Source organism: Agromyces sp. GQ35, assembly GCF_059758475.1.
The window spans coordinates 1,401,917-1,422,010 of record NZ_JCAXEO010000001.1 but is presented as its reverse complement, the minus strand read 5'-3'; the positions used below and the strand labels follow the sequence as shown (position 1 = coordinate 1,422,010).

The 20,094-nt window shown below is 69.8% G+C and carries 16 protein-coding genes; 4 read left to right on the top strand and 12 right to left on the bottom strand.

The features are described 5' to 3' along the window. Window positions 1–68: 68 nt before the first annotated feature. The 5 genes from AC6CH0_RS06705 to AC6CH0_RS06685 form a co-directional block, all read right to left on the bottom strand. Complete coding sequence (locus tag AC6CH0_RS06705) at window positions 69–635, bottom strand: hypothetical protein (protein ID WP_498099029.1); 567 nt, start codon at window positions 633–635, stop codon at window positions 69–71. A gap of 30 nt (window positions 636–665) precedes the next feature. Further along, window positions 666–1,611 (bottom strand): IS5 family transposase gene (locus tag AC6CH0_RS06700; RefSeq protein ID WP_498099028.1). Its coding sequence is split into 2 segments (ribosomal slippage): window positions 666–1,259 and window positions 1,261–1,611, totalling 945 coding nucleotides; the frame shifts between segments, so codons are not numbered across the junction. Between the two features lie 46 nt (window positions 1,612–1,657). Further along, a complete protein-coding gene (locus AC6CH0_RS06695; protein WP_498099027.1) occupies window positions 1,658–2,512 on the bottom strand; it encodes a polyphosphate kinase 2 family protein in 855 nt (284 codons plus the stop codon). Window positions 2,513–2,588: 76 nt separating this feature from the next. After that, window positions 2,589–4,430, bottom strand: coding sequence for a 2-succinyl-5-enolpyruvyl-6-hydroxy-3-cyclohexene-1-carboxylic-acid synthase (gene menD / locus AC6CH0_RS06690; RefSeq protein WP_498099026.1), 1,842 nt, complete (start codon window positions 4,428–4,430; stop codon window positions 2,589–2,591). After that, window positions 4,423–4,854, bottom strand: a complete 432-nt coding sequence (locus AC6CH0_RS06685) for a PLD nuclease N-terminal domain-containing protein (RefSeq protein WP_498099025.1) — start codon at window positions 4,852–4,854, stop codon at window positions 4,423–4,425. The genes menD and AC6CH0_RS06685 overlap by 8 nt, the downstream gene beginning before the upstream one ends. Before the next feature lie 73 nt (window positions 4,855–4,927). Between AC6CH0_RS06685 and AC6CH0_RS06680 the strand changes: the two genes are divergently transcribed. Beyond that, window positions 4,928–5,194 (top strand): DUF4229 domain-containing protein, encoded by a 267-nt coding sequence (locus AC6CH0_RS06680; RefSeq protein WP_498099024.1) that lies wholly within the window; start codon window positions 4,928–4,930, stop codon window positions 5,192–5,194. A gap of 87 nt (window positions 5,195–5,281) precedes the next feature. Here AC6CH0_RS06680 and AC6CH0_RS06675 read toward each other — a convergent pair whose 3' ends face one another. The 4 genes from AC6CH0_RS06675 to AC6CH0_RS06660 are packed head-to-tail and all read right to left on the bottom strand — an operon-like array spanning window position 5,282 to window position 8,810. Then, window positions 5,282–6,316, bottom strand: coding sequence for a 1,4-dihydroxy-2-naphthoate polyprenyltransferase (locus AC6CH0_RS06675; RefSeq protein ID WP_498099023.1), 1,035 nt, complete (start codon window positions 6,314–6,316; stop codon window positions 5,282–5,284). A gap of 43 nt (window positions 6,317–6,359) precedes the next feature. Next, the gene (locus AC6CH0_RS06670; protein WP_498099022.1) at window positions 6,360–7,604 is read right to left on the bottom strand and encodes an AMP-binding protein; all 1,245 of its coding nucleotides are present in this window, start codon (window positions 7,602–7,604) and stop codon (window positions 6,360–6,362) included. Between the two features lie 13 nt (window positions 7,605–7,617). Next, complete coding sequence (locus AC6CH0_RS06665; RefSeq protein WP_498099021.1) at window positions 7,618–8,598, bottom strand: 1,4-dihydroxy-2-naphthoyl-CoA synthase; 981 nt, start codon at window positions 8,596–8,598, stop codon at window positions 7,618–7,620. Window positions 8,599–8,618: 20 nt separating this feature from the next. Beyond that, the gene (locus tag AC6CH0_RS06660) at window positions 8,619–8,810 is read right to left on the bottom strand and encodes a hypothetical protein (protein ID WP_498099020.1); all 192 of its coding nucleotides are present in this window, start codon (window positions 8,808–8,810) and stop codon (window positions 8,619–8,621) included. 70 nt (window positions 8,811–8,880) lie between these two features. On the opposite strand from AC6CH0_RS06660, the gene AC6CH0_RS06655 reads away from it, so the two are divergent. Then, window positions 8,881–9,870, top strand: coding sequence for an o-succinylbenzoate synthase (locus tag AC6CH0_RS06655; protein WP_498099019.1), 990 nt, complete (start codon window positions 8,881–8,883; stop codon window positions 9,868–9,870). Window positions 9,871–9,912: 42 nt separating this feature from the next. On the opposite strand, the gene AC6CH0_RS06650 is transcribed toward AC6CH0_RS06655, so the two are convergent. Next, window positions 9,913–10,275: a MerR family transcriptional regulator gene (locus AC6CH0_RS06650; RefSeq protein ID WP_498099018.1), complete on the bottom strand. Its 363-nt coding sequence runs from the start codon at window positions 10,273–10,275 to the stop codon at window positions 9,913–9,915. A gap of 57 nt (window positions 10,276–10,332) precedes the next feature. Here AC6CH0_RS06650 and AC6CH0_RS06645 point away from each other — a divergent pair, with 57 nt between their 5' ends. Then, window positions 10,333–11,583, top strand: a complete 1,251-nt coding sequence (locus tag AC6CH0_RS06645; RefSeq protein WP_498099017.1) for an MFS transporter — start codon at window positions 10,333–10,335, stop codon at window positions 11,581–11,583. Window positions 11,584–11,663: 80 nt separating this feature from the next. Here the strand turns inward: AC6CH0_RS06645 and pulA are convergent, their stop codons facing one another. Then, entirely contained in the window at window positions 11,664–17,729 is a 6,066-nt protein-coding gene (gene pulA / locus AC6CH0_RS06640; RefSeq protein WP_498099016.1) for a pullulanase-type alpha-1,6-glucosidase, read from the bottom strand. A 213-nt stretch (window positions 17,730–17,942) separates the two neighbouring features. Between pulA and AC6CH0_RS06635 the strand changes: the two genes are divergently transcribed. Then, complete coding sequence (locus AC6CH0_RS06635; RefSeq protein ID WP_498099015.1) at window positions 17,943–19,094, top strand: epoxide hydrolase family protein; 1,152 nt, start codon at window positions 17,943–17,945, stop codon at window positions 19,092–19,094. Window positions 19,095–19,115: 21 nt separating this feature from the next. On the opposite strand, the gene ccsB is transcribed toward AC6CH0_RS06635, so the two are convergent. After that, window positions 19,116–20,087, bottom strand: coding sequence for a c-type cytochrome biogenesis protein CcsB (gene ccsB, locus AC6CH0_RS06630; protein ID WP_498101058.1), 972 nt, complete (start codon window positions 20,085–20,087; stop codon window positions 19,116–19,118). Between the last annotated feature and the right edge of the window lie 7 nt (window positions 20,088–20,094).

Below are 20,094 nucleotides of genomic sequence, written 5' to 3'. Positions count from 1 at the left end.
CCCCCTGCAGCGGCTGAGCCGCCCGGGGCAGCTAGGGCATGTCTGACAAATGAGGTCCGTCTCGCGTTCTAGATCGGCGTTGCTTTTGGGTGCTGTAGCGCTTTGGCGATTTCGAGCAAGCGGCTCATGGTGTCGTCATCATCGGTCCGTGGGTCTGGGGTGGGTTCGGGGTCGAGTGCTCGGAGCGCCGCGCTGATGAGGCCGTCCGCGCCGTAGTGGTTGGCGGTGTCCCGGTCCTGATACGCGCGAAGGACCGCGACCGTCGTGTCATTCGGGTAGATCAGTGCTGCGGTCGCCAGTGCTGGAGCGGTGAGAGTTCCGTAGCAGTGCGCGAGGCCGCTGTGGACCGCTTCGGAGAGCCGGGAGTCTGCGCGAGCTATCGCGTACCAGGCTCCAACGACTTGAACTCGCCACTGCATGCCAAGCATCGATTCGACATCGCCGAGTTCCAGTTCAAATGCGTGGCTTCGGAGTTCGGCAATCTGTGCGATCGCTTCGTCCCGGAACGTGGGATTCTCACCCATCCAGTTCATGTAGAACGGGCGGATGTAACGCGCGATCCACTCGTTCCCACCGCGGGATTCGATCCAAAGCGTTTCAGCTCGCAGCGCTGCGGCGCCGTCATGGTTCTCCATAAGACCCAGTATCGGACGCTCACATCTTGCTCAATCTCGGTGCCCACGATGTTCGGGTTCAGAGCCGTCCTCGATGTAGTGCGTAGCAGCACCGATCATCGCTTGCAACCAGGCGACGACGGCGTTAAGGACGACGGCCGCACGGTAGACGATCGCGTACTTGTCGTACCGGGTGGCAAGACCTCGCCATTGCTTGATGTGGCAGTAGCGACGTTCGATCACGTTCCGGTTCTTGTAGTCGCCCGCGTCGAGCCCGACGGGCCGGCCACCGCGTGATCCTCGCCGCTTGCGGTGGCCTTTCTGGTCGTCGGGCTCCGGGATTACGGCTTTGATGCCACGAGAGCGGAGGTGGCCGCGGATCGCACGGGAGGAGTACGCCTTGTCGCCGCGCACCGCGTCGGGGCGAGTTCGCGGCTGGCCCGTGTCGCGGCCGACGCGCAAGTGCGCCATCAACGGCAGGAACATCGGGGAGTCACCCGCCTGACCCGGGGTGATCAGCGTGACCAGCGGGAGGCCGTGGCCATCGACGAGTTGATGGATCTTCGTCGACAACCCGCCACGGGATCGGCCGATGCCGTGATCAGGCGGCTCTTCCCGCAGATTCTTGTAGTTCGATCCAGCCCCCCGTGAGCCGGGTCGTGTTCGTCGCGTGTTGATGCGCGCGAGCGATCGTCGAGTCCACCGACAGTGACCAGTCGACGAGTCCCGCCGCGTCCGCCGCGGCGGTCAGCTTCGCGAGCACCCTGTCCCAGGTGCCGTCCGTCGCCATCCGGTGATGCCATGTCCACACCGTTTGCCACGACCCGAACACCGCGGGCAGATCACGCCACGCGATGCCCGTCCGGTACCGGTACACGATGCCGTCGACTACCGCCCGGGCATCCGAGAACGGGCGCCCCTTCCGGCCCGTTGGACGCGGCAGTAACCCCTCGATCAACGACCACTGAGCATCCGAGAGCAACTGAAACCGCGACACGCACTCAGCCTCCCAGCAAACGGGCAAGCCATTTCTCAGACACGCCCTAGCTCGCGGCGAGTCTCGCCTGCTGCTCCTCGACGTCGTAGTCGGCCTTCGGCCACTCGAGCTGCATCGCCTCGAGCGCGTCGATGAGCAAGTGCTGCACGGCCAGCCGTGCGTACCACTTGCGGTCCGCGGGCACGACGAACCACGGGGCATCCCGAGTCGCGGTGCGGTCGAAGACGAGCTGGTACGCCTCGGCGTATTCGTCCCAGCGCATCCGCTCGTCGACGTCGCCCGGGTTGAACTTCCAGTGCTTCTCGGGCCTGGCGAGCCGCTCGGTGAGCCGCGCCTTCTGCTCGGCGCGCGAGATGTGCAGCATGACCTTGATGATCGTCGTGCCCGTCGCGGTGAGCTCGGCCTCGAACTCGTTGATCGCCTCGTACCGGCGCTCGAGTTCGGCCGGAGGCGCGAGCTGCCGCACCCGCCCGATGAGCACGTCTTCGTAGTGCGAACGGTCGAACACGCCGATCATGCCGGCGCCGGGCGCCTCCTTGTGCACGCGCCACAGGAAGTCGTGCTCGAGCTCTTCTGGCGTCGGCTTCTTGAACGCGGCGAACTGCACGCCCTGCGGGTCGACGGCGCTCATGACGTGCTTGACGATGCCGCCCTTGCCTGCGGTGTCCATCGCCTGCAGCACGAGCAGCACGCGACGCTCGTCGCCCATGCGACTCATCGCGAAGAGTTGCTCCTGCAGTTCGGCGAGGATCTCGGCGCCCGCGGCGAGTGCATCCTGCCCAGCCGCCTTGTCGCCGTCGAACCCGGGGTGGGCATGCGAGTCGGACTCCGCCAGCTCGAATCCCTCACCGACCCGCAGCAGATCGGCGGGGTCTGCGGTCCAGTACGACTCGCGGGTCATGTCAGGCTCCTTCGGCGACGCGGCGTCGCATCGGCTCCATCCTGCCGAGCGAGCGGATGCCGCGGCAAGTGCCGGTTCAACGCGGCAGCGGCACTTCGAGCAGCGACGGCCCGTCGATGCGCGTGGCGAGCGCCTCATCGAGCTCACCGCGAGTGGTCGCCCGGGTGTAGGCCCACCCGTATGCGGAGGCGATCGCGGCGAGATCGACGTGCTGCGGCGTGAACTGCACCCGGTCGAACGCGTCGGCCGGTGCGGATGCTGCGACCTCGAGCGAGTCGAAGATCGAGCCCCCGCCGTCGTTGCCCACGATCAGCTGCACCCGTGGCCGCGATTCGCCGTCGCCGATGAGCATCGAGCCGACGTCGTGCAACAGAGTGAGGTCGCCGATCACCGCTCTGGTGATGCCGGTGCGCGCGGCATCGGCGGCGTTCGCGGCATCCGCCTCGACGGGCTCACCCGGTGGCGACGACTGACTCGCGATCGCGACGCCGATCGCCGTCGCGACCGTGCCGTCGATGCCCGCGAGCCCGCGATTGGCGTGCACCGCGATGCGCCGGCCCGGTACGGCACGATCGGCGTCGCGGATGAGGCGGGATGCCCCGAACACGAGCCGGTCGTGCGGCCAGGTCGCCGACCACACCGCGTCGACCAGCATGCGCCGGGTGACCGGAGCGCGTACTGCGGCGAGCTGCGCCTTCATGTACTCGCGTTGCGCCTCGAAGTCCGACACGTGGCCGGTCTCGTCGATGCCGCTGCGCTGCACGACGGTCACCGGCAGTCCGGCCTCGACGAGGAGGCGGCTCGCGTGTACCCAACGGCCAACCCACGCGCGCTCCTCGGCCGAGGGCTGGTGCGGCTCGGCGCGGACGGCCCGCTCGAATCGGCCGATCCGGCGCCCGGGGTTGAACCACTCGATGCCCCACGGCGCGACCGCGATCGCCTCGACCCCCTCGCGCTGCACGAGTGCCGGCACCTCCCGCGAGAGCGTCGGGTGCCCGAAGACGATGACCCGTTCGATCTCGTCGCCGAACCCGGGCTCACGCATGAGCTCGCGGTAAGCGACGACGAGGTTCGGCCCGAAATGGGCTCCGCTCGTGACCTCGGCGAAGAGCGGCCACCCGCCCGCGCGGGCGAAACGCTCGGCTCCGGGGCCGGCGCCGGCCCCGGCGACCACGACCGTGCGCGGCCCTGGCGCGATGGGCACGGCCGAATCATCGGCACCGGCAGCGGCGTCGGCATCGCGCCGATCGGCACGCGGTTCACGTGTTCGAGCGGCAGACGGCGGGGCGTCGAGGCCGGGGCCGGCCGAGACCACCGCCGACAGCGGTTCGCGCAACTGCAGGTTCAGGTGCACCGGACCCGGACCCGGATGCGGCGCAGGCAGCCCGTCGGCGCCACGGCCGAGTGCAGCGGCGACGGCGTCGCGGGCGAGGCGAGCCGCGGCATCCGTCTCGCTCGCCGCCCCCACCGGCGCGGTGACATCGCGTTCGAAGCGCACCGCACCCGCGAAGATGCCCGGCTGCATGGTCGTCTGATTCGATCGGATGCCCCGGAGCTCCGCCGGGCGATCGGCCGAGAGCACGATCAACGGCACGCCCGAGTGGTGCGCCTCGAGCACGGCTGGGTGCAGGTTCGCGACCGCGGTGCCCGAGGTCGTGATGATCGGGACCGGGCGTCCCGATTCCACCGCGAGACCGAGGGCGAGGAACGCCGCGCCGCGCTCGTCGATGCGCACGTGCATTCGCACGGCGCCGGCACGCTCGAGCTCGGCCGCGGCGAGGGCGAGTGCCTGCGAGCGGGAGCCGGGTGCGACGACGACGTCGATGACGCCCTCGCGCACGAACGACGTGAGCAGGGCCAACGCGTGGTCGCTCGCCGGGCTGCCGCTGGCTGATCGGTGTGGTGCCGGCTCAGCCATTCGGGCGGCCGGACGGACCGGGCTCACCCGGTGTCTCGGGTGTGTCGGGTCGCTTGCGCTCGGTGTCGAGCGAGCCGTCGACGTCGTTGCCGCCGTTCTTGTCGGCGTCGAGTTCGGCCAGCTCCTGCTCGAGTCGGCGGATTCGCTCGTCTTGCACCGCGTCGCTGCCGAGTTGCCGCAGGAAGTCCGCGTCGTCGTCGGGAGCGACGGTGTGCGACCGCCCACCGGGCAGCCGTTCGGCGCGACCGCGGCCGATGACGAACCAGAGCAGCGCACCGATGATCGGCACGAAGAGGATGACGACGATCCACCAGCCGCGGCGCAGGCCACGGATGCGCGTGCGATCGAAGAACGCGCAGTCGGCGACGGCGTAGATCGTGAAGATCACGGCGGCGACGCCGAGTCCGAAGAGCAGCCGGGCCATGCCTCCAGTCTAAGCGCGCGGCCGTGTCCTGCGGCTGTGAGTGCGTTCAGGCATTGCGATCTACACTGGGCAGGTGAAATCCGTGCCCGTCTGGATCTGGTACACCGCGCTGCGCCTCGCGCTGTTCGCCGTGCCGCTCGCCGTGCTGCTCATGGTCGGGGTGGATCCGCTGATCGCCGCGGCCGTCGCCGCGCTCTTCGGGTTCAGTGCGTCGCTCATCTTCCTGCGCCGCCCGCGCGAGTCGATGTCGAGCGACCTCTACGCCGTTCGCCACCGCGAGAAGCCGCTCGTCGCCGAAGACGACGAGGCCGAAGACGCCGCCGTCGAGCGCGACCGGTAGCCGCCGGTCGAGTAGGCCCGCCAGGGCCGTATCGAGACCTCCGCATGGGTCTCGATACGCTCGCTGGCGCTCGCTCCTCGACCGATGCTAGAGCGCGAAGGCCAGCCCGAGCCCGACGCCGTAGACGAGCGCCGTGAGGCTCGCGAGCTGCAGGGCGATGATGAGCTCCCGCGGGGTCTTCGCGGTGAGCACGATCAGGCACGCCGGAAGCGCCGCGAGCAGGGCGAACAGCACCAGCCATGCCGTCGGGTAGAGCAGCGCGAAGAACACGACGATCGCGAACGGCGCGAGCATGAAGATCGTGAACAGGATGCGCCCCGCGAGCGGCCCGACGAGCACGGCGAGGGTGCGCTTGCCTGCGATCTTGTCTTGCGCGACGTCGCGCAGGTTGTTCGCCATGAGCACGGCGCAGGCCAGCAGGCCGACCCCGACGCCGCCGAGCCAGGCCTCGAAGTTGACGTTGAGCGCCTGCACGTAGGCGGACCCGGCGGTCGCGATGATGCCGAAGAACACGAACACGAAGAGTTCGCCGAGTCCGTAGTAGCCATAGGGGTGCTTGCCGCCGGTGTAGAACCAGGCGGCCACGATGGCGACGGCGCCGACGGCGAGCATCCACCACTGGCCGGTGACGATCGTCAGGGCGAGGCCGGCGAGCGCGGCGAGCGCGAAGAAGGTCAGGGCGACGGCGAGCACCTGCCGGGGTTTCGCGATGCCCGAGCCCGTCAGCCGTGCCGGTCCGACCCGATGCTCGTCGGTGCCGCGCACGCCGTCGGAGTAGTCGTTGGCGTAGTTGACGCCGATCTGCAGCCCGAGGGCGACGACGAGTGCGAGCAGCGCCCGGGTGACATGCCAAGGGCCGTCGGGGATCGCGACGATGCCGGCACCGGTTCCGAGCGCGACCGGGGCGATGGCGAGCGGCAGCGTGCGGAGACGGGCGCCCGACACCCAGTCGGCCGCCGTGGCGCGATCACGGGCCGGGCGGCGGGGTCCGCCGGATGGCGCGCCTCCCGCCGTCTTCGCGGCCTTGGCCGGGTTGCCGCTGCGCCCGCGCGCGCGGTTGCTGCCCGCGAGATCGGGGGCGGGATTCATGCGCTGGGATTTCGGGCGTGCCACAACGAACATGCTAGTTCGCCGCCATGGTGCCTCGCCTCAGCGCACGGACACGCTACGCCGACGGCGGTTGCGGAGCCGCAGCGCGAGCCACCGCCGCGATGGCGCGTCGATCGGGCTTGCCCGAGGCGAGCACCGGCAGCTCGGCGATCACGACGATGCGCACGGGCCTCGCGGCAGGCGGCAGGCCCGCAGCATCCGTCGCCGACGCGAGGTCGCCGAGGGTGACGGATGTCGCGGCATCCGTCGCCGGTACGACGACCGTTGCGCGCTCGCCCCACTCGGGGTCGGTGACCGCGACCACGACGGCGTCGGCCAGACCTGGACGAGAGCGCACGGCCCGCTCGACCTCGCCGAGCGCGACCTTCACCCCTCCGGAGATGATGGCGTCGTCGGCGCGTCCGCGGATGCGCAGCGCACCGTCGGCCGTGAGCTCGCCGAGGTCGCCCGTGCGGTACCAGCGGCGTCCTCTGGCGTCGGTCGTGAACGTGGCCTCGGTGCGCTCGGGGTCGCCGAGATACCCCTCGGCGAGCATCGGGCCCGAGAGCTCGACCCCGCCGTCGACGATGCGCACGTCGACGCCGTCGAGTGCGCGCCCGTCGTAGACGCATCCGCCGGCGGTCTCGCTCGAGCCGTAGGTGCGCACGATGCGGGCACCGAGCTCCTCGGCTCGCGCGGCGAGCTCGGAAGGCAACGCCTGCCCGCCGACGAGCACCGCGTCGTACCCGGTCAGCGCCGCCGCGACGAAGGCGTCGCGCTGCGCGCGCTCGACGACCCGCGCGAGCTGCACCGGCACGAGCGAGGTGTAGCGCGGCGCGTCGGCGTCGAGGCGAGCGGATGCCGCGGCGAACGCCTCGGGCGTGAACGGCCCCTCGCCGAGCAGCACCGGGGTCGTGCCGGCGAGCATCGAGCGCACGAGCACCTGCGCTCCGGCGATGTAGTGTCCGGGCAGCGCGAGCAGCCAGCGACCGGGTCCGTCGAGCCGGTCGGCCGTGGCATCGGCGCTCGCGATGAGCGCGTCGGCGGTGAGCATCACCCGCTTCGGGGCATCCGTCGACCCGCTCGTCTCGACGACGAGCGCGATGTCGTCGGGAACTCCGCCCGTGACGGCTTGGCGTCGCGCGACCTGCTCGTCGCGTTCGCGTTCGCGTTCGCGTTCGACAGCAGCTGGCGCGACCTCACGGGACTCGGGCGAGACCGAGGGCACCGGCCAGACGGCGGGGCCGCCGTCGAGGGCCGCGCGGAGCGCATCGGCGAGCGACGGGACATCCGCCGCCGTAACCCGTTCGAGCGGTTTCATGGTCGACCGTGGATCAGTAGTGCCACGGGTACGGGCCCCAGTCGGGGTCGCGCTTCTCGAGGAAGGCGTCGCGTCCTTCGACGGCCTCGTCGGTGCCGTAGGCGAGCCGCGTCGCTTCGCCCGCGAAGACCTGCTGGCCCACCATGCCGTCGTCGACCGCGTTGAACGCGAACTTCAGCATGCGGACCGCCGTCGGCGACTTCGTGAGGATCGTGCGGGCCATCGCGATGGCCTCGCGCTCGAGCTCGGCATGGGGCACGACTCGGTTCACCGCTCCCATCTCGTAGGCGCGCTCGGCCGAGTACTCCTCGGCGAGGAAGAAGACCTCGCGCGCGAACTTCTGCCCGATCTGCCGGGCGAAGTACGCGCTGCCGTAGCCGGCGTCGAAGCTGCCGACGTCGGCGTCGGTCTGCTTGAAGCGGCCGTGCTCGCGGCTGGCGATCGTGAGGTCGCAGACCACGTGCAGCGAATGACCGCCGCCGGCCGCCCAACCGGGTACGACCGCGATGACGACCTTCGGCATGAATCGGATGAGCCGCTGCACCTCGAGGATGTGCAGCCGCCCGAGACCCGCAGATCGAGTCGCCGACGAGGTCTCGATACTCTCGCTGGCGCTCGCTACTCGACCGGCGGACTCATCCGAGTCTCGACCGGCGGGCGCTTCGTACTTGTAGCCGTCGCGCCCGCGGATGCGCTGGTCGCCGCCCGAGCAGAACGCCCAGCCGCCGTCTTTCGCACTCGGACCGTTGCCGGTCAGCAGCACGACCCCGATGCGCGGGTTCGTGCGGGCGTCTTCGAGCGCGCGGTAGAGCTCGTCGACCGTGTGCGGGCGGAACGCGTTTCGCACTTCGGGCCGATCGAAGGCGATACGCGCGATGCGCCCGTCGAGCGAGTGGTGGTAGGTGATGTCGGTGAAGCCGGATGCCCCGGCGACTGCGGTCGCGGCATCCGCCCACACGCTCGCATCGAACAGTTCGGAGACCTCGGCGCTCATGACCCCAGCCTATTCGGGAGTCAGCCGCCGAGCCCGAGGAGGGAACTGCCGTACGTCGTGACGACGACCACGACGGTGATGACGGCCGCAGTGATCGGAATCAGCGCCGCGATCACGAGCACGATCCCGCCGACGCCGATCAGCACGTTTCGCGACACCGGGTCGTCGGGCACTTCGACGTCGTCGATGCCGAGCTGCTGCAATGCGTCCATGTCCACCATCCCTGTGGGCGTTCACCCTAACACCGCCACTTTCCGGGAGCACGGGTGCGAGACTGGGCACATGCTGCCCGAGCCGAATGACCTGCTCGCCACCGCCCGAGTCGTGGCCCTCCCCCTCGTGACGCGATTCCGCGGCATCGACGTGCGCGAGGCCGTGCTCTTCGAGGGGCCCGAGGGATGGACTGAGTTCTCACCGTTCGTCGAGTACGACGACCACGAGGCATCCGCCTGGCTCGCCGCTGCGATCGACTACGGGTGGAACGCGCCGCCCCCGGTCGTGCGCGACCGGATTCCGGTCAACGCGACCGTGCCGTCGGTCGATCCCGACAGTGTCGCGGCGGTGCTCGCCCGATTCCCCGGGTGCCGCACCGCGAAGGTGAAGGTCGCGAGCCCTGACCAGACCCTCGCACAGGATGTCGCCCGGGTGCGCGCCGTGCGAGAGGCGCTCGGGCCCGAGGGCCGCATTCGCATCGACGCCAACGGCGGCTGGAACGTCGACGAAGCCGAGCACGCGATCCATGCGCTCGCCCCGTTCGACCTCGAGTACGTCGAGCAGCCGTGCGAGAGCGTCGAGGAGCTCGCCGAGATCCGTCGGCGCACGAAGTACATGGGCGTGCCGATCGCGGCCGACGAGAGCGTCCGCCGGGCCGAGGACCCGCTCGCGGTCGCCGAGGCGGGCGCCGCCGATCTGCTCGTGATCAAGGCGCAGCCGCTCGGCGGCATCCACCGCGCGCTCGAGCTCATCGGGCGCACGGGCCTGCCCGTCGTCGTCTCGAGTGCGCTCGACACGAGCGTCGGCCTCGCGATGGGCGCCCAGCTCGCGGCATCCGTCACCTCGCTCGAGTTCGATTGCGGACTCGGTACCGCCGCGCTGCTGGCAGCGGATGTCACCCGGGCGCCGTTGCTGCCCGAGAACGGGTCGATCCCCGTGCGCCGGGTACTGCCCGACCCCGAACTGCTCGACCGGTACGCTGCGTCGCCCGAGCGCACGGAGTGGTGGATGGAGCGCATCGTGCGGTGCAACGCGGTACTCGCGCAGGCGTCGGGGTGACGACTCGAGCACGCGAACAGTCGCGCACGCGCGCCGACGACCTCAGCCGGTGACGGTCGCCCGCTCGAGGTAGGTCGTGATCGCGTCGCGGTTCTTCGAGAGGCATCCGATGCGCTGCTCGAGCTGAGCACGGCGCTCGGCGAGGGTCTCGGCGAGCGCGCGTTCGATGATCGGGGCCTCGACGAACGACGTGTTCGCGAGGCACGGCAGCATGTCGCGAATCACTGCGGTGGGAATGCCGGCCTCGATCAGCCCGCGCACCTGCTTCACGCGCTCGACGGCCGATTCCGCGTAGTCGCGGTAGCCGTTGTACTCCCGGGTCGAGGGCACGAGGCCCTGCTCCTCGTAGTACCGCAGCAGGCGCGTGGCCACGCCCGTACGGGTGGAGAGTTCGCCGATGCGCATGCCACCTCCTGAGTGGACTTGACCTTCACATTAGTGTGAAGGTTCGACACTGTCGACATGGCTTCACCGATCACCGCGAATCACCCTGCGCCCTCGCCCGCATCCCGCCTCGGCCCAGCGCGCCGACCGCTCCCCCGACGCGGTCTTGCGCGGTTGCCGCTCAACGGCCTCCTCGCGCTCGCCTCCGTCGTCTTCGTGGGGGTCGTCACCGAGATCCTCCCCGCAGGGCTCCTGCCGCAGATGAGCGCCGACCTCGGGGCATCCGAGTCGCAGATCGGCCAGCTCGTCGCCGTCTACGCGGTCACCACGGCGATCACGGCGATTCCCCTCACCGCCCTCACCCGGAGCCTGCCCCGAAAGCCCCTGCTCGTCACGCTCGTGCTCGGGTTCGCGGTCGTCAACGGCGTCACCGCGATCGCCGACTCGTACGTGCTCATCCTCGTCGCCCGCATGGTCGGCGGCATGCTCGCCGGACTCCTCTGGGCCATGGCCGCCGGGTACGCGATGCGCACCGTCGAGCCCGAGCATTCGGGCCGAGCGCTCTCGATCGCGATGGTCGGCACTCCCCTGGCGTTCGCCTTCGGCCTGCCGATCGCCACGAGCCTGGGCGGTGCGATCGGCTGGCGCGCGGCGTTCGGCGTCGTCGCGATCGCCGGCGTCGGCCTGGCCGTGTGGGCCATCGCCGCATTGCCGTCGTTTCCCGGTGAGCGAGCCGGGGCACGCCCGTCGCTGACCTCGGTACTGCGGATGCCCGGGCTCGCCGCCGTGCTCGCCACCACGGCGTTCTTCATCCTCGCCCACAACATCGCGTACACCTACATCGCGCCGCTGACCGTGGCGTCGGGCATCGACGCACGCCTCGACCTCGCGCTGCTGGTCTTCGGCATGCTCGCGGTGGTCGGCGTGATCGGCGCGGGGGTGCTCGTCGACCGGCGCATGCGCTCGATGGTGATCGTCGCCGCCGTGCTGCTCGGCCTCGCGATGCTCGCGATCGGGCTGTGGGCGTCGCAACCCGGTGTCGTGTACGTCGCGCTCGGCGTCTGGGGACTCGCCTACGGCAGTGCGCCGACGCTGCTGCAGGCCGCACCGGCTCGCATCGCCGGTGAGGCAGCGGATGTCGCGCAGTCGATGGTCGTCGCGACCTGGAACGGCTCGATCGCTGCGGGCGCGTTCCTCGGCGGGCTCGCGCTCGATGCGTTCGGAGTCGACTGGCTGCCGTGGCTCGCGCTCGTGCTGGTCGCCCTCGCCGCCGTCATCGCCGCGACCGTGCGGCCGGCCTTCGCACCGCTCGCCCCGCCGGTCGAGTAGCGCCCGACGAAGGAGGGGGCGTATCGAGACCCGCACTGGATCTCGATACGCCTCCTTCGTCGGCTACTCGATCGGCGGCGTCACCAGAGCAGCAGCGGCACGGCGAACGACTGCGAATCGGCGAAGCCCTCGCCGCCATCGAACTCGGCGCGCAGAAGGTGCAGGCCGCGCGGCAGTTTCGGCAGCTTGATGCCGAAGCGCCCGCGATCGGCCGCCACGAGTTCGGTCTCGGCGATGACCGTGCCGCCGTCGAACACCCGCAGGGTGCCCTCCGGTGCGTTGCCGTCGACCGCGAACACCTGGCCCTGCATCCGAACGGCCGAGCCGGCCTTGGCCAGCAGCTTGTTCGGCGTCGCGACGGTGAACGTCGCGACTGCCGGCGGCGGCTGCTCGTCGACCAGCACCGCGACGCTTCGTGCCGGCACGGTGACGGCGCCCGTCGCGGCATCCCAGGTCGTCGCCTTCACGACCTCGTCGGCTCCCGACACCTGCGCCTCGGTCAGCGCGAACTCGCGACCGGCGAGACCGTCGACCTGCTCGGTGATCGCCTCCGGTGACGAGTTGAACACGACGAGCGCGCCGTCGAGCTCGGGGTCGGCGTCGTCGCCCACGAGATCGTCGATCTGCATCACGACGAGGCCGGGCGCGGCATCCGGTCCGCCGACCGGGAACGACACCTTCTCGTCGATGAGCTCGGCCGAGCCGAGTTGCAGCAGGTCGACCTCGTTGCGCACCCGCAGCAGGTCGAGCGCGGATGCCTCGGCGGCGGCGATGTCCGCGGCGCCCGGCTTCAGCGCGGGGTTCGCGAGCAACGGTGCCATGATCGACCACTTGCCCTCATTGTCGGCGGCAGGCGGCAGGCCGGAGCCGAAGGTCGACTCCTGGCCGGTCCAGTCGATGCGGTTGAACCAGTCTCCGGAGTTGTAGCTGTTGCGGTCGAGCGACTTCGAACGCAACAGCTCGGTGCCGGCGTGCCAGAACGAGGGCGACTGCGAGAGCGTCACCGTCGCGAGCGACAGCGTGTTCATGCGCACGCGGTCGGCCATCGAGGTGTCGGTCGGCAGCTTGAACACCGAGAGGTCGTAGAGCGTCTCGTTGTCGTGGGCGTCGACGTAGTTGATGACCTCGTCGGGCTGGTCGGCGTACCCGGCCGGCGATCCGCGGTAGTCGAGCTCATCGCCGCGCACGACCTGGCCCGAGGCATCCGTCAGCTCGTAGGCTCGCAGGTTGCCCGCGAGGCCGAGCTTCACGAGGTCGGTCTGGTGCCTGAGGTCGGCGAGCGCCTGCTCGGGCGTGCCGTTGATCGGGTCGCCGTTCGGATCGGTCGCGAGCCCGGTGCCGTACCCCTGCACGAACGTCGAGGCGCCATCGACGGGGCTGCCGCCGTGCACCGCGTCTCGCAACCGGTCGTTGAAGGTGCCGATGCCCGTGCCGCCGAGCTGGCCCTGCGTCGCCTGCTCGAAGAGCGCGTTGTTCGCGACCTCGCCGAAGTTCCAGCCCTCGCCGTAGAGGTGCACGGCCGAGCCGTCGACACCGTCTTCGGCGAGCGTGAGCTCGTCGAGCGCGTCGCGCACCGCGAGCATGTTGGCCTTCGAGTGGTGGCCCATGAGGTCGAAGCGGAAGCCGTCGACCTTGTACTCCCTGGCCCACAGCACCACGGAGTCGACCATGAGCTTCTGCGCCACCTCGTGCTCGGTTGCGACGTTCTGGCAGCACGTCGAGGTCTCGACGTTGCCGGCGGCGTTCAGCCGCTGGTAGTAGCCGGGCACGATCCGGTCGAGCACCGACTTCTCACCCTGGCCGGATGCCGCGGTGTGGTTGTACACCTCGTCGAGCACGACCTGCAGGCCCGTCGCGTGCAGCGCGCCGACCATCTCGCGGAACTCGGCGACGCGGGCGCCGCCGTTCGGGTCGACCGCGTAGGAGCCTTCCGGCGCCTGGAAGTGGAACGGGTCGTAGCCCCAGTTGAAGCCGTCGAGGTCGCGGATCGATTCGAGGCAGGCCTGCTGCTCGGCCGACGCGGGCCCGAACGACGCGAGGTCGCATGCCGGGGTCGCCTGCGCCGCACGGTTCTCCTCGATCGTGGCGATGTCGAACGTCGGCAGCAGGTGCACCGTGTTGATGCCGGCCTCGGCGAGTTGCTCCAGCTGGTCCGTGCCCGCCGACTCGCGAGTGAAGGCGCGGTAGGTGCCGCGCTCTTCGGCCGGCACGGTCTCGTCGCCGATCGAGAAGTCGCGCACGTGCAGCTCGTAGATCGCCCGGTCGACCGCCCGCTCGATGACCGGCGCGGGCGTCTCCTCCCACTGCGCCGGTCGCAGGGACTCGTCGTCGAGGTCGACGACGACCGAGCGCACCGAGTTCGTCGTGAGGGCCACAGAGTACGGGTCGGTGACCGAGTTCGTCTCGATCGCACCGGTCGACGGGGCGTAGACCTCGACCGACCAGCGGTACTCGTCGCCGGCACCGAGGCCGTCGACGCTCCACGTGCCGTCGGCGTCGTTCAGTTCGGCGGCGATCACCTCTGCCTCACCGGATGCCCCGGCATCCCACCGCTCGACCGAAACCGATCGTGCGGTCGGCGCCCACAGCGAGAGCGTCGCCTGGTCTCCCTGCCAGCTCGCACCGAGCGGCACGGATGCCACGGCGTCGCCGTAGAGCTCGTCGAGCACGCCGGGCAGCTGCACGCCGGTGAAGGCGCTCAGCGCGTCATCCGTGCGCTGCGCGACGGCGAGCTGCTCGGTGAGGAGCTCCTGCACCTCGGCGCGGTCGAGCCCGACCGGACGCAGGGCGAGGTAGCCCTCGAGCGCCGGGAAGGTCGCCAGCTGCGCGTCGGAGAGCCCGGCAGGGTCGAGTTCGAGCTCGACGGCATCGCCGCCGCCCGTGACCTCGCCATCGGCCACCGCGAGTGACGCGTCGGGCGAGTGCTCGAGCGACCACGCGGCATCCGACGCCTCTGCGCCGCCGAGCAGTTCGGCCGGCCAGGCGAGCGTGTCTTCGCTCACCCAGTGCGCGCGCAGCTCCCCGGTACCCGCGAGCGGCGGGTCCGTCACGATGATCTCGAGCACGTGCGTCGCGAGCGTGTAGCGGAACTCGACGAGCTTTCCCGTCGTCGCCGTGAACGCGTAGTTCGGGCCGCCGGGCACGCCGCCGACGCCGTAGTTCTCGTCCCAGCCCTGACCGTGCGCGACCTTCGTCTCGTACGCGCCGTCGGGAATCTCGTCGGTCGCGTAGGTGTAGACGCCGTCTCGGTCGCCGTCCTGCATGAGCGAGGCGAGGCACTCGGGCTGCCAGTCGCCTGGGCATCCGACCTCGGACTGGAAACTGCCCGGCAGCGTCACGACGGGGCCTTCAGCGGTCGACGAGACGACCTTCGTCGTCGGGTTCCAGAAGAACGTGATCGGCCCGCCGGCGTGCGTGTAGGTCACGTTGCCGCCGTTCGGCTCGCCGTTCGCGCCGTAGTTGACGTCCCAGCTGCCGTTGATCGCGACCTTGTACTCGTAGTCGCCGGCGGGCACCTCGAAGGTGCCGGCGTAGATGCCGTCGGCGCGCAGCGCGAGCTTCGCGACCTCGCAGCCGGGCGCCCAGTCACCGGCGCAGCCCATCTCGGAGTTGTGCGAACCGGGCACCGTGACGAGTTCGATCGGCGTCTCGGGCTCCTCCTCCTCGACGAGGTTCACGGCGTTGCCGACGCTCGCGTACGTCGACGCGGCCGAGCGATTGCCGGCGGCGTCCGTCGAGACGGCGCGGTACTCGAGCAGCGTGCCCGTCGCGAGGCCGGCCGTGTCGTGGAAGACGCGGGGGCTCGTGTCCTCGGCGGTGCCGAGCGGGTGCCAGGCCTCGTCGCCAGTGGCACCGGCGATGCGCCAGGCGAAGCTCGTCTCCTGCCAGGTGGCGTCATCGACGTCGGCGACGACCGGCGTGACGCCCGTGACACCTGCGCCGGCGGCGGGGGTCGAGACCGAGACGGCGGATGCCGCGTCGGGCGCGCTCACCGTGCGGTCGGCCTGCAGTACGACGGCGCCGAGCGCCGGCACGGTGACGGATGCCACGCCGTCGGCGTTCGCGACGATCGGCGCACCGTCGGTGCCGTAGAGCGGTGAGAAGGCGCCGTCCTTCGTGAGCGTTGGCACCTCGACGGTCTTCGGCGCGTTCGAGTTGTTCGCGGCCACGAGGTACTCGGTCTTCTCAGCCCGATCGACGCGTGAGAAGGCGTAGACGCCCGCGCCGTTGTCGACGTAGCGCTCGATCTGGGCACCGGTCGAGAGGGCGGGGTGCGCAGCGCGGAGCGTCGAGAGCGCGGCGATGTGCTCGTAGAGCGGGGCATCCGTGCCGAAGTGCTCACCGGTGCCGAACGTCTCACCGGTGACGAGCTGCTGGTTCTGGAACTCGGTCACCTGGCTCGGGAACAGCGTCTGCCGGGCGCTCTGGTCTCCGCCGATACCGGCGAAGCCCTGCTCGTCGCCGTAGTAGACGACCGGCTGGCCACGCGTCAGGAAGAGCAGCTCGTGCGCGAGCTCGTCACGCTCGAGCGGGGCATCCGTCGACTGCAGGAAGTAGCCGACGCGGCCCATGTCGTGGTTGCCGAGGAACGTCGGCAGTGCCGTCGCCGACGAATCGGGCGTCGTGTAGTAGTCGTCGCCCGCGAAGAGCGACTGCAGGTTCTTCGCCGAGTTGCCCGCGGCGAAGCTCACGGCCTGCGACTGGAACGTGAAGTCGAGCACCGAGTTCATGTCGCTGTTGCGCACGTACGGGCTCAGCTTGACGGGGTCGGCGTCGTAGACCTCGCCGAACATGAAGAAGTCGGGCTTGCCTGCATCGTGGGCGTAGTCGAGCACCTGCGTCGACCACTGCTCCCAGAACTCGAAGTTCACGTGCTTGGCCGTGTCGATGCGGAAGCCGTCGATGCCGAGGTCGATCCACTGCTGGTACACGTCGACGAAGCCGTTCACGACGGTCGGGTGCTCGGTCATGAGGTCGTCGAGGCCGACGAAGTCGCCGAACGTGACCGACTCGCCCTCCCACGTGGAGTCGCCGCGGTTGTGGTACAGCTTCGGATCGTTGAGCCAGACCGGAACCTTGAGGTCGGCGTCCTCGGCGGTCACGACCGGGGTGTACGGGAAGCTCGTCGCCGCGTCGAGTGCCGGGAAGTCTGCGCCGGTGTCGGCATCGGCGTAGTCGGCCGGGTCGAACGCGGTGCCGTCGGCGTCGAGGTACGGCGCCGTGGCCTGGTCGATGTAGGCGTGCTCGCCCTCGGCGTAGTCGATGACGTCGGCGGTGTGGTTGGTGATGATGTCGAAGTAGACCTTGATGCCCTTGGCGTGGGCCTCGCCGATGAGCGCCTCGAGCTCGGCGTTGGTGCCGAGATGGGGGTCGATCTGCGTGAAGTCGGTGATCCAGTAGCCGTGGTAACCGGCCGAGGCGTTCGCGCCCTCGCCCTGCACCGGGCGGTTCTTGAAGCTCGGCGTGAGCCAGATCGCCGTCGTGCCGAGCCCGTCGATGTAGTCGAGCTGGTCGCGGAGTCCCGCGAGGTCGCCGCCGTTGTAGAAGCCCTTGTGGGTCGGGTCGTAGCCGGTCGTGAGCGCGTCGCCGACGAGGCCGCCCTGATCGTTCGACGCGTCGCCGTTCGCGAAACGGTCGGTCATGACGAAGTAGAAGGTCTCGTCGCTGCCGGGCTGGCGCACCGGGTCGGCGACGAGCTCTGCGTCGGATGCCCCGTCGTAGGCGCCGCGCATGCTCGCAGGGGTGACCTCGAGGCCGACCTTCTTCAGCGTGTCGTCGAAGACGACCCGCACGGTGGTGTCGCCCGCGATCGTCAGCGGGATGTTGTCGCCGCCGCCGTTCAGGCCGTACGCCTCATCCCACGAGTCGTTCACGGCGACCTTGTACTCCCATGTGCCGGCGGGCACGGTGAACTCGGCTGCGAAGACCCCGGCCGTTCCGGTGGCCGTGAGCTCCGTCGCCGCGCACTCGGGCTGCCAGTCGGCGGAGCATCCGAGTTCGTCTTGCAGGGAGCCGACGAGCGCGAAGGTGCGCGGCTCCTCTGCGGCCGAGGCCGCGAGGCCCGGGATGACGGCGAGGGCGGATGCCGCGAGGGCTCCCGACACCACGAGGGCGAACCAGCTGCGTGCGCGAGCGCGTTGCGTCATCCTTGACTCCCGATTTCCGGCACGTCCGCGTGCCACCGACCTGCAGGCGACGGTAGCAGCGGCTCGTGCATTAATGCAAGCGCTTACAGACAATATGGAATCGGTAGCTCGCAGTGCAGCATTTGAGACGCTCATGGCCATGCAAGCGCTCTCAAGAATGCAGATTCTTCATCAGGACAGTAACTGTCCACAAGGCTCGATACCGTCGTGACCATGAACAACGACACCGACATCCGTCCCTTCCGCATCGACATCCCGCAGGCCGAGCTCGATGCCCTGCACGACCGACTCGCCGGCACTCGCTGGCCCGACGAGCTGCCGGGTGTCGGGTGGAGCTACGGCGTTCCGGCCGGCTATCTGCAGGGACTGGCCGAGTACTGGCGCACCTCCTTCGACTGGCGTGTGCAGGAGGCGAAGCTCAACGAGTTCCCGCAGTTCACGACCACGATCGACGGGCAGAAGGTGCACTTCCTGCACGTGCGCTCCCCCGAGCCGAACGCGATGCCGCTGATTCTCACCCACGGCTGGCCGGGGTCGATCGTCGAGTTCATGAAGGTCATCGGGCCGCTCACCGACCCCCGTGCGCACGGCGGCGACCCGGCCGATGCATTCCACGTCGTCGTTCCCTCGATGCCGGGCTTCGGGTTCTCCGGCCCGACGACGGAGACCGGATGGGACATGTCGCGGATCGCTCGCGCATGGGCGGAGCTGATGCACCGGCTCGGCTACGAGAAGTACGGCGCGCAGGGCACCGACACGGGCTCGGTGATCTCGCCGATGCTCGGGGCGTTCGATTCCGAGCACGTGGTGGGCGTTCACGTCAACGGCAGTCTCGGCTTCCCCACCGGAGATCCGGCGGAGCTGGCCGGCCTGAACGAAGCCGAGCTCGCACGACTCGCGAGCATGCAGCACCAGATGCAGGACGGCGTCGGCTACGCCATCATCCAGTCGACCCGCCCCCAGACGATCGGTTTCGGCCTCGCCGACTCCCCAGTCGGGCAGCTCGCGTGGATCGTCGAGAAGTTCAAGGAGTGGACCGATCCGGCGTTCGAGCTGCCCGAAGAGGCCGTCGACCGCGACCAACTGCTCACGAACGTCAGCCTGTACTGGTTCACCAACACGGCGACGTCGGCGGCGCGGCTCTACAAGGAGGGGCAGGCGAGCTGGGGCAACCAGACGCAACGCTCGGAGGTGCCGTCGGGTGTCGCGGTGTTCCCCGGCGACGTCGGCATCCGTTCCATCGCCGAACGCGACCACAACGTCGTGCACTGGTCGGAGTTCGACCGCGGCGGCCACTTCCCGGCCATGGAGGTCCCCGACGTGCTGGTCGGCGACGTGCGCGCGTTCTTCAGCGGGCTCCGGTGAGCACCGGCGAGGCCGGGCGGATCAGAGGCCCGAGTAGGCGTGCAATCCCTTGAAGAACAGGTTCACGACGGTGAAGTTGAACAGCACAGCCGAGAAGCCGATGATCGCGAGCCACGCCGAGCGCGAACCTCGCCAGCCGCGCGTCGCGCGCGCGTGGATGTAGCCGGCGTAGACCACCCAGATGATGAAGGTCCACACCTCTTTGGTGTCCCAGCCCCAGTAGCGGCCCCACGCCTTCTCGGCCCAGATCGAGCCGGCCATGAGCGTGAAGGTCCACATGATGAAGCCGATGATGTTGACGCGATACGCGAGGTTCTCGAGCGTGACCGAGTCGGGCAGCGTCGCGAGGAAGGTGAGCTTCGCGGCCTTCGCCGTCGCCACGAGCGATTCGCGACGCGACTGCATGAGCTGCACGACCGAGAGGGCGAAGCCGAGCGCGAAGAGCCCGACCGACGCGCTCGCCACGAACACGTGGATCACGAGCCACACCGACTGCAGCGCCGGGGGCAGCGGAATCGGGCTCACGTAGAAGTTCAGGGCCGCGACCCCGAGCAGCACCAGCACGAGTCCGGTGACGAAGGTGCCGAGGAATCGCAGGTCGTGCCTGGAGACCACGACCACGACGAGGAACACGGTGGTGATGATGAGCGTGCCCGTGAGCGCGAACTCGTACATGTTCGCCCACGGCACGCGGCCGGCGGCGAAGCCGCGAGTCACGTCGGCCGTGAGGTGCAGGAGCCAGGCGAGCACCGTCATCGCCACGCCGACGCGAAGCGACGGTGAACGGCCGTAGGCGACGGCTCCGTCACCGGCCGGTCGAACGGATGCCCCGGCGCTGACGGCGCCCGGAGCGCTCGAGCCCGACGTGGCTCCGACGACGACGGCCTGCTTCGACTCGACGCGAGCCGTGGCATCCGCTGCCGCCGTGGCAGCCGCCGAACGCCTGGCGAGGTCGATCGAGAACGCGATGAACGCGATCGCATAGACGACCATGGCCGAG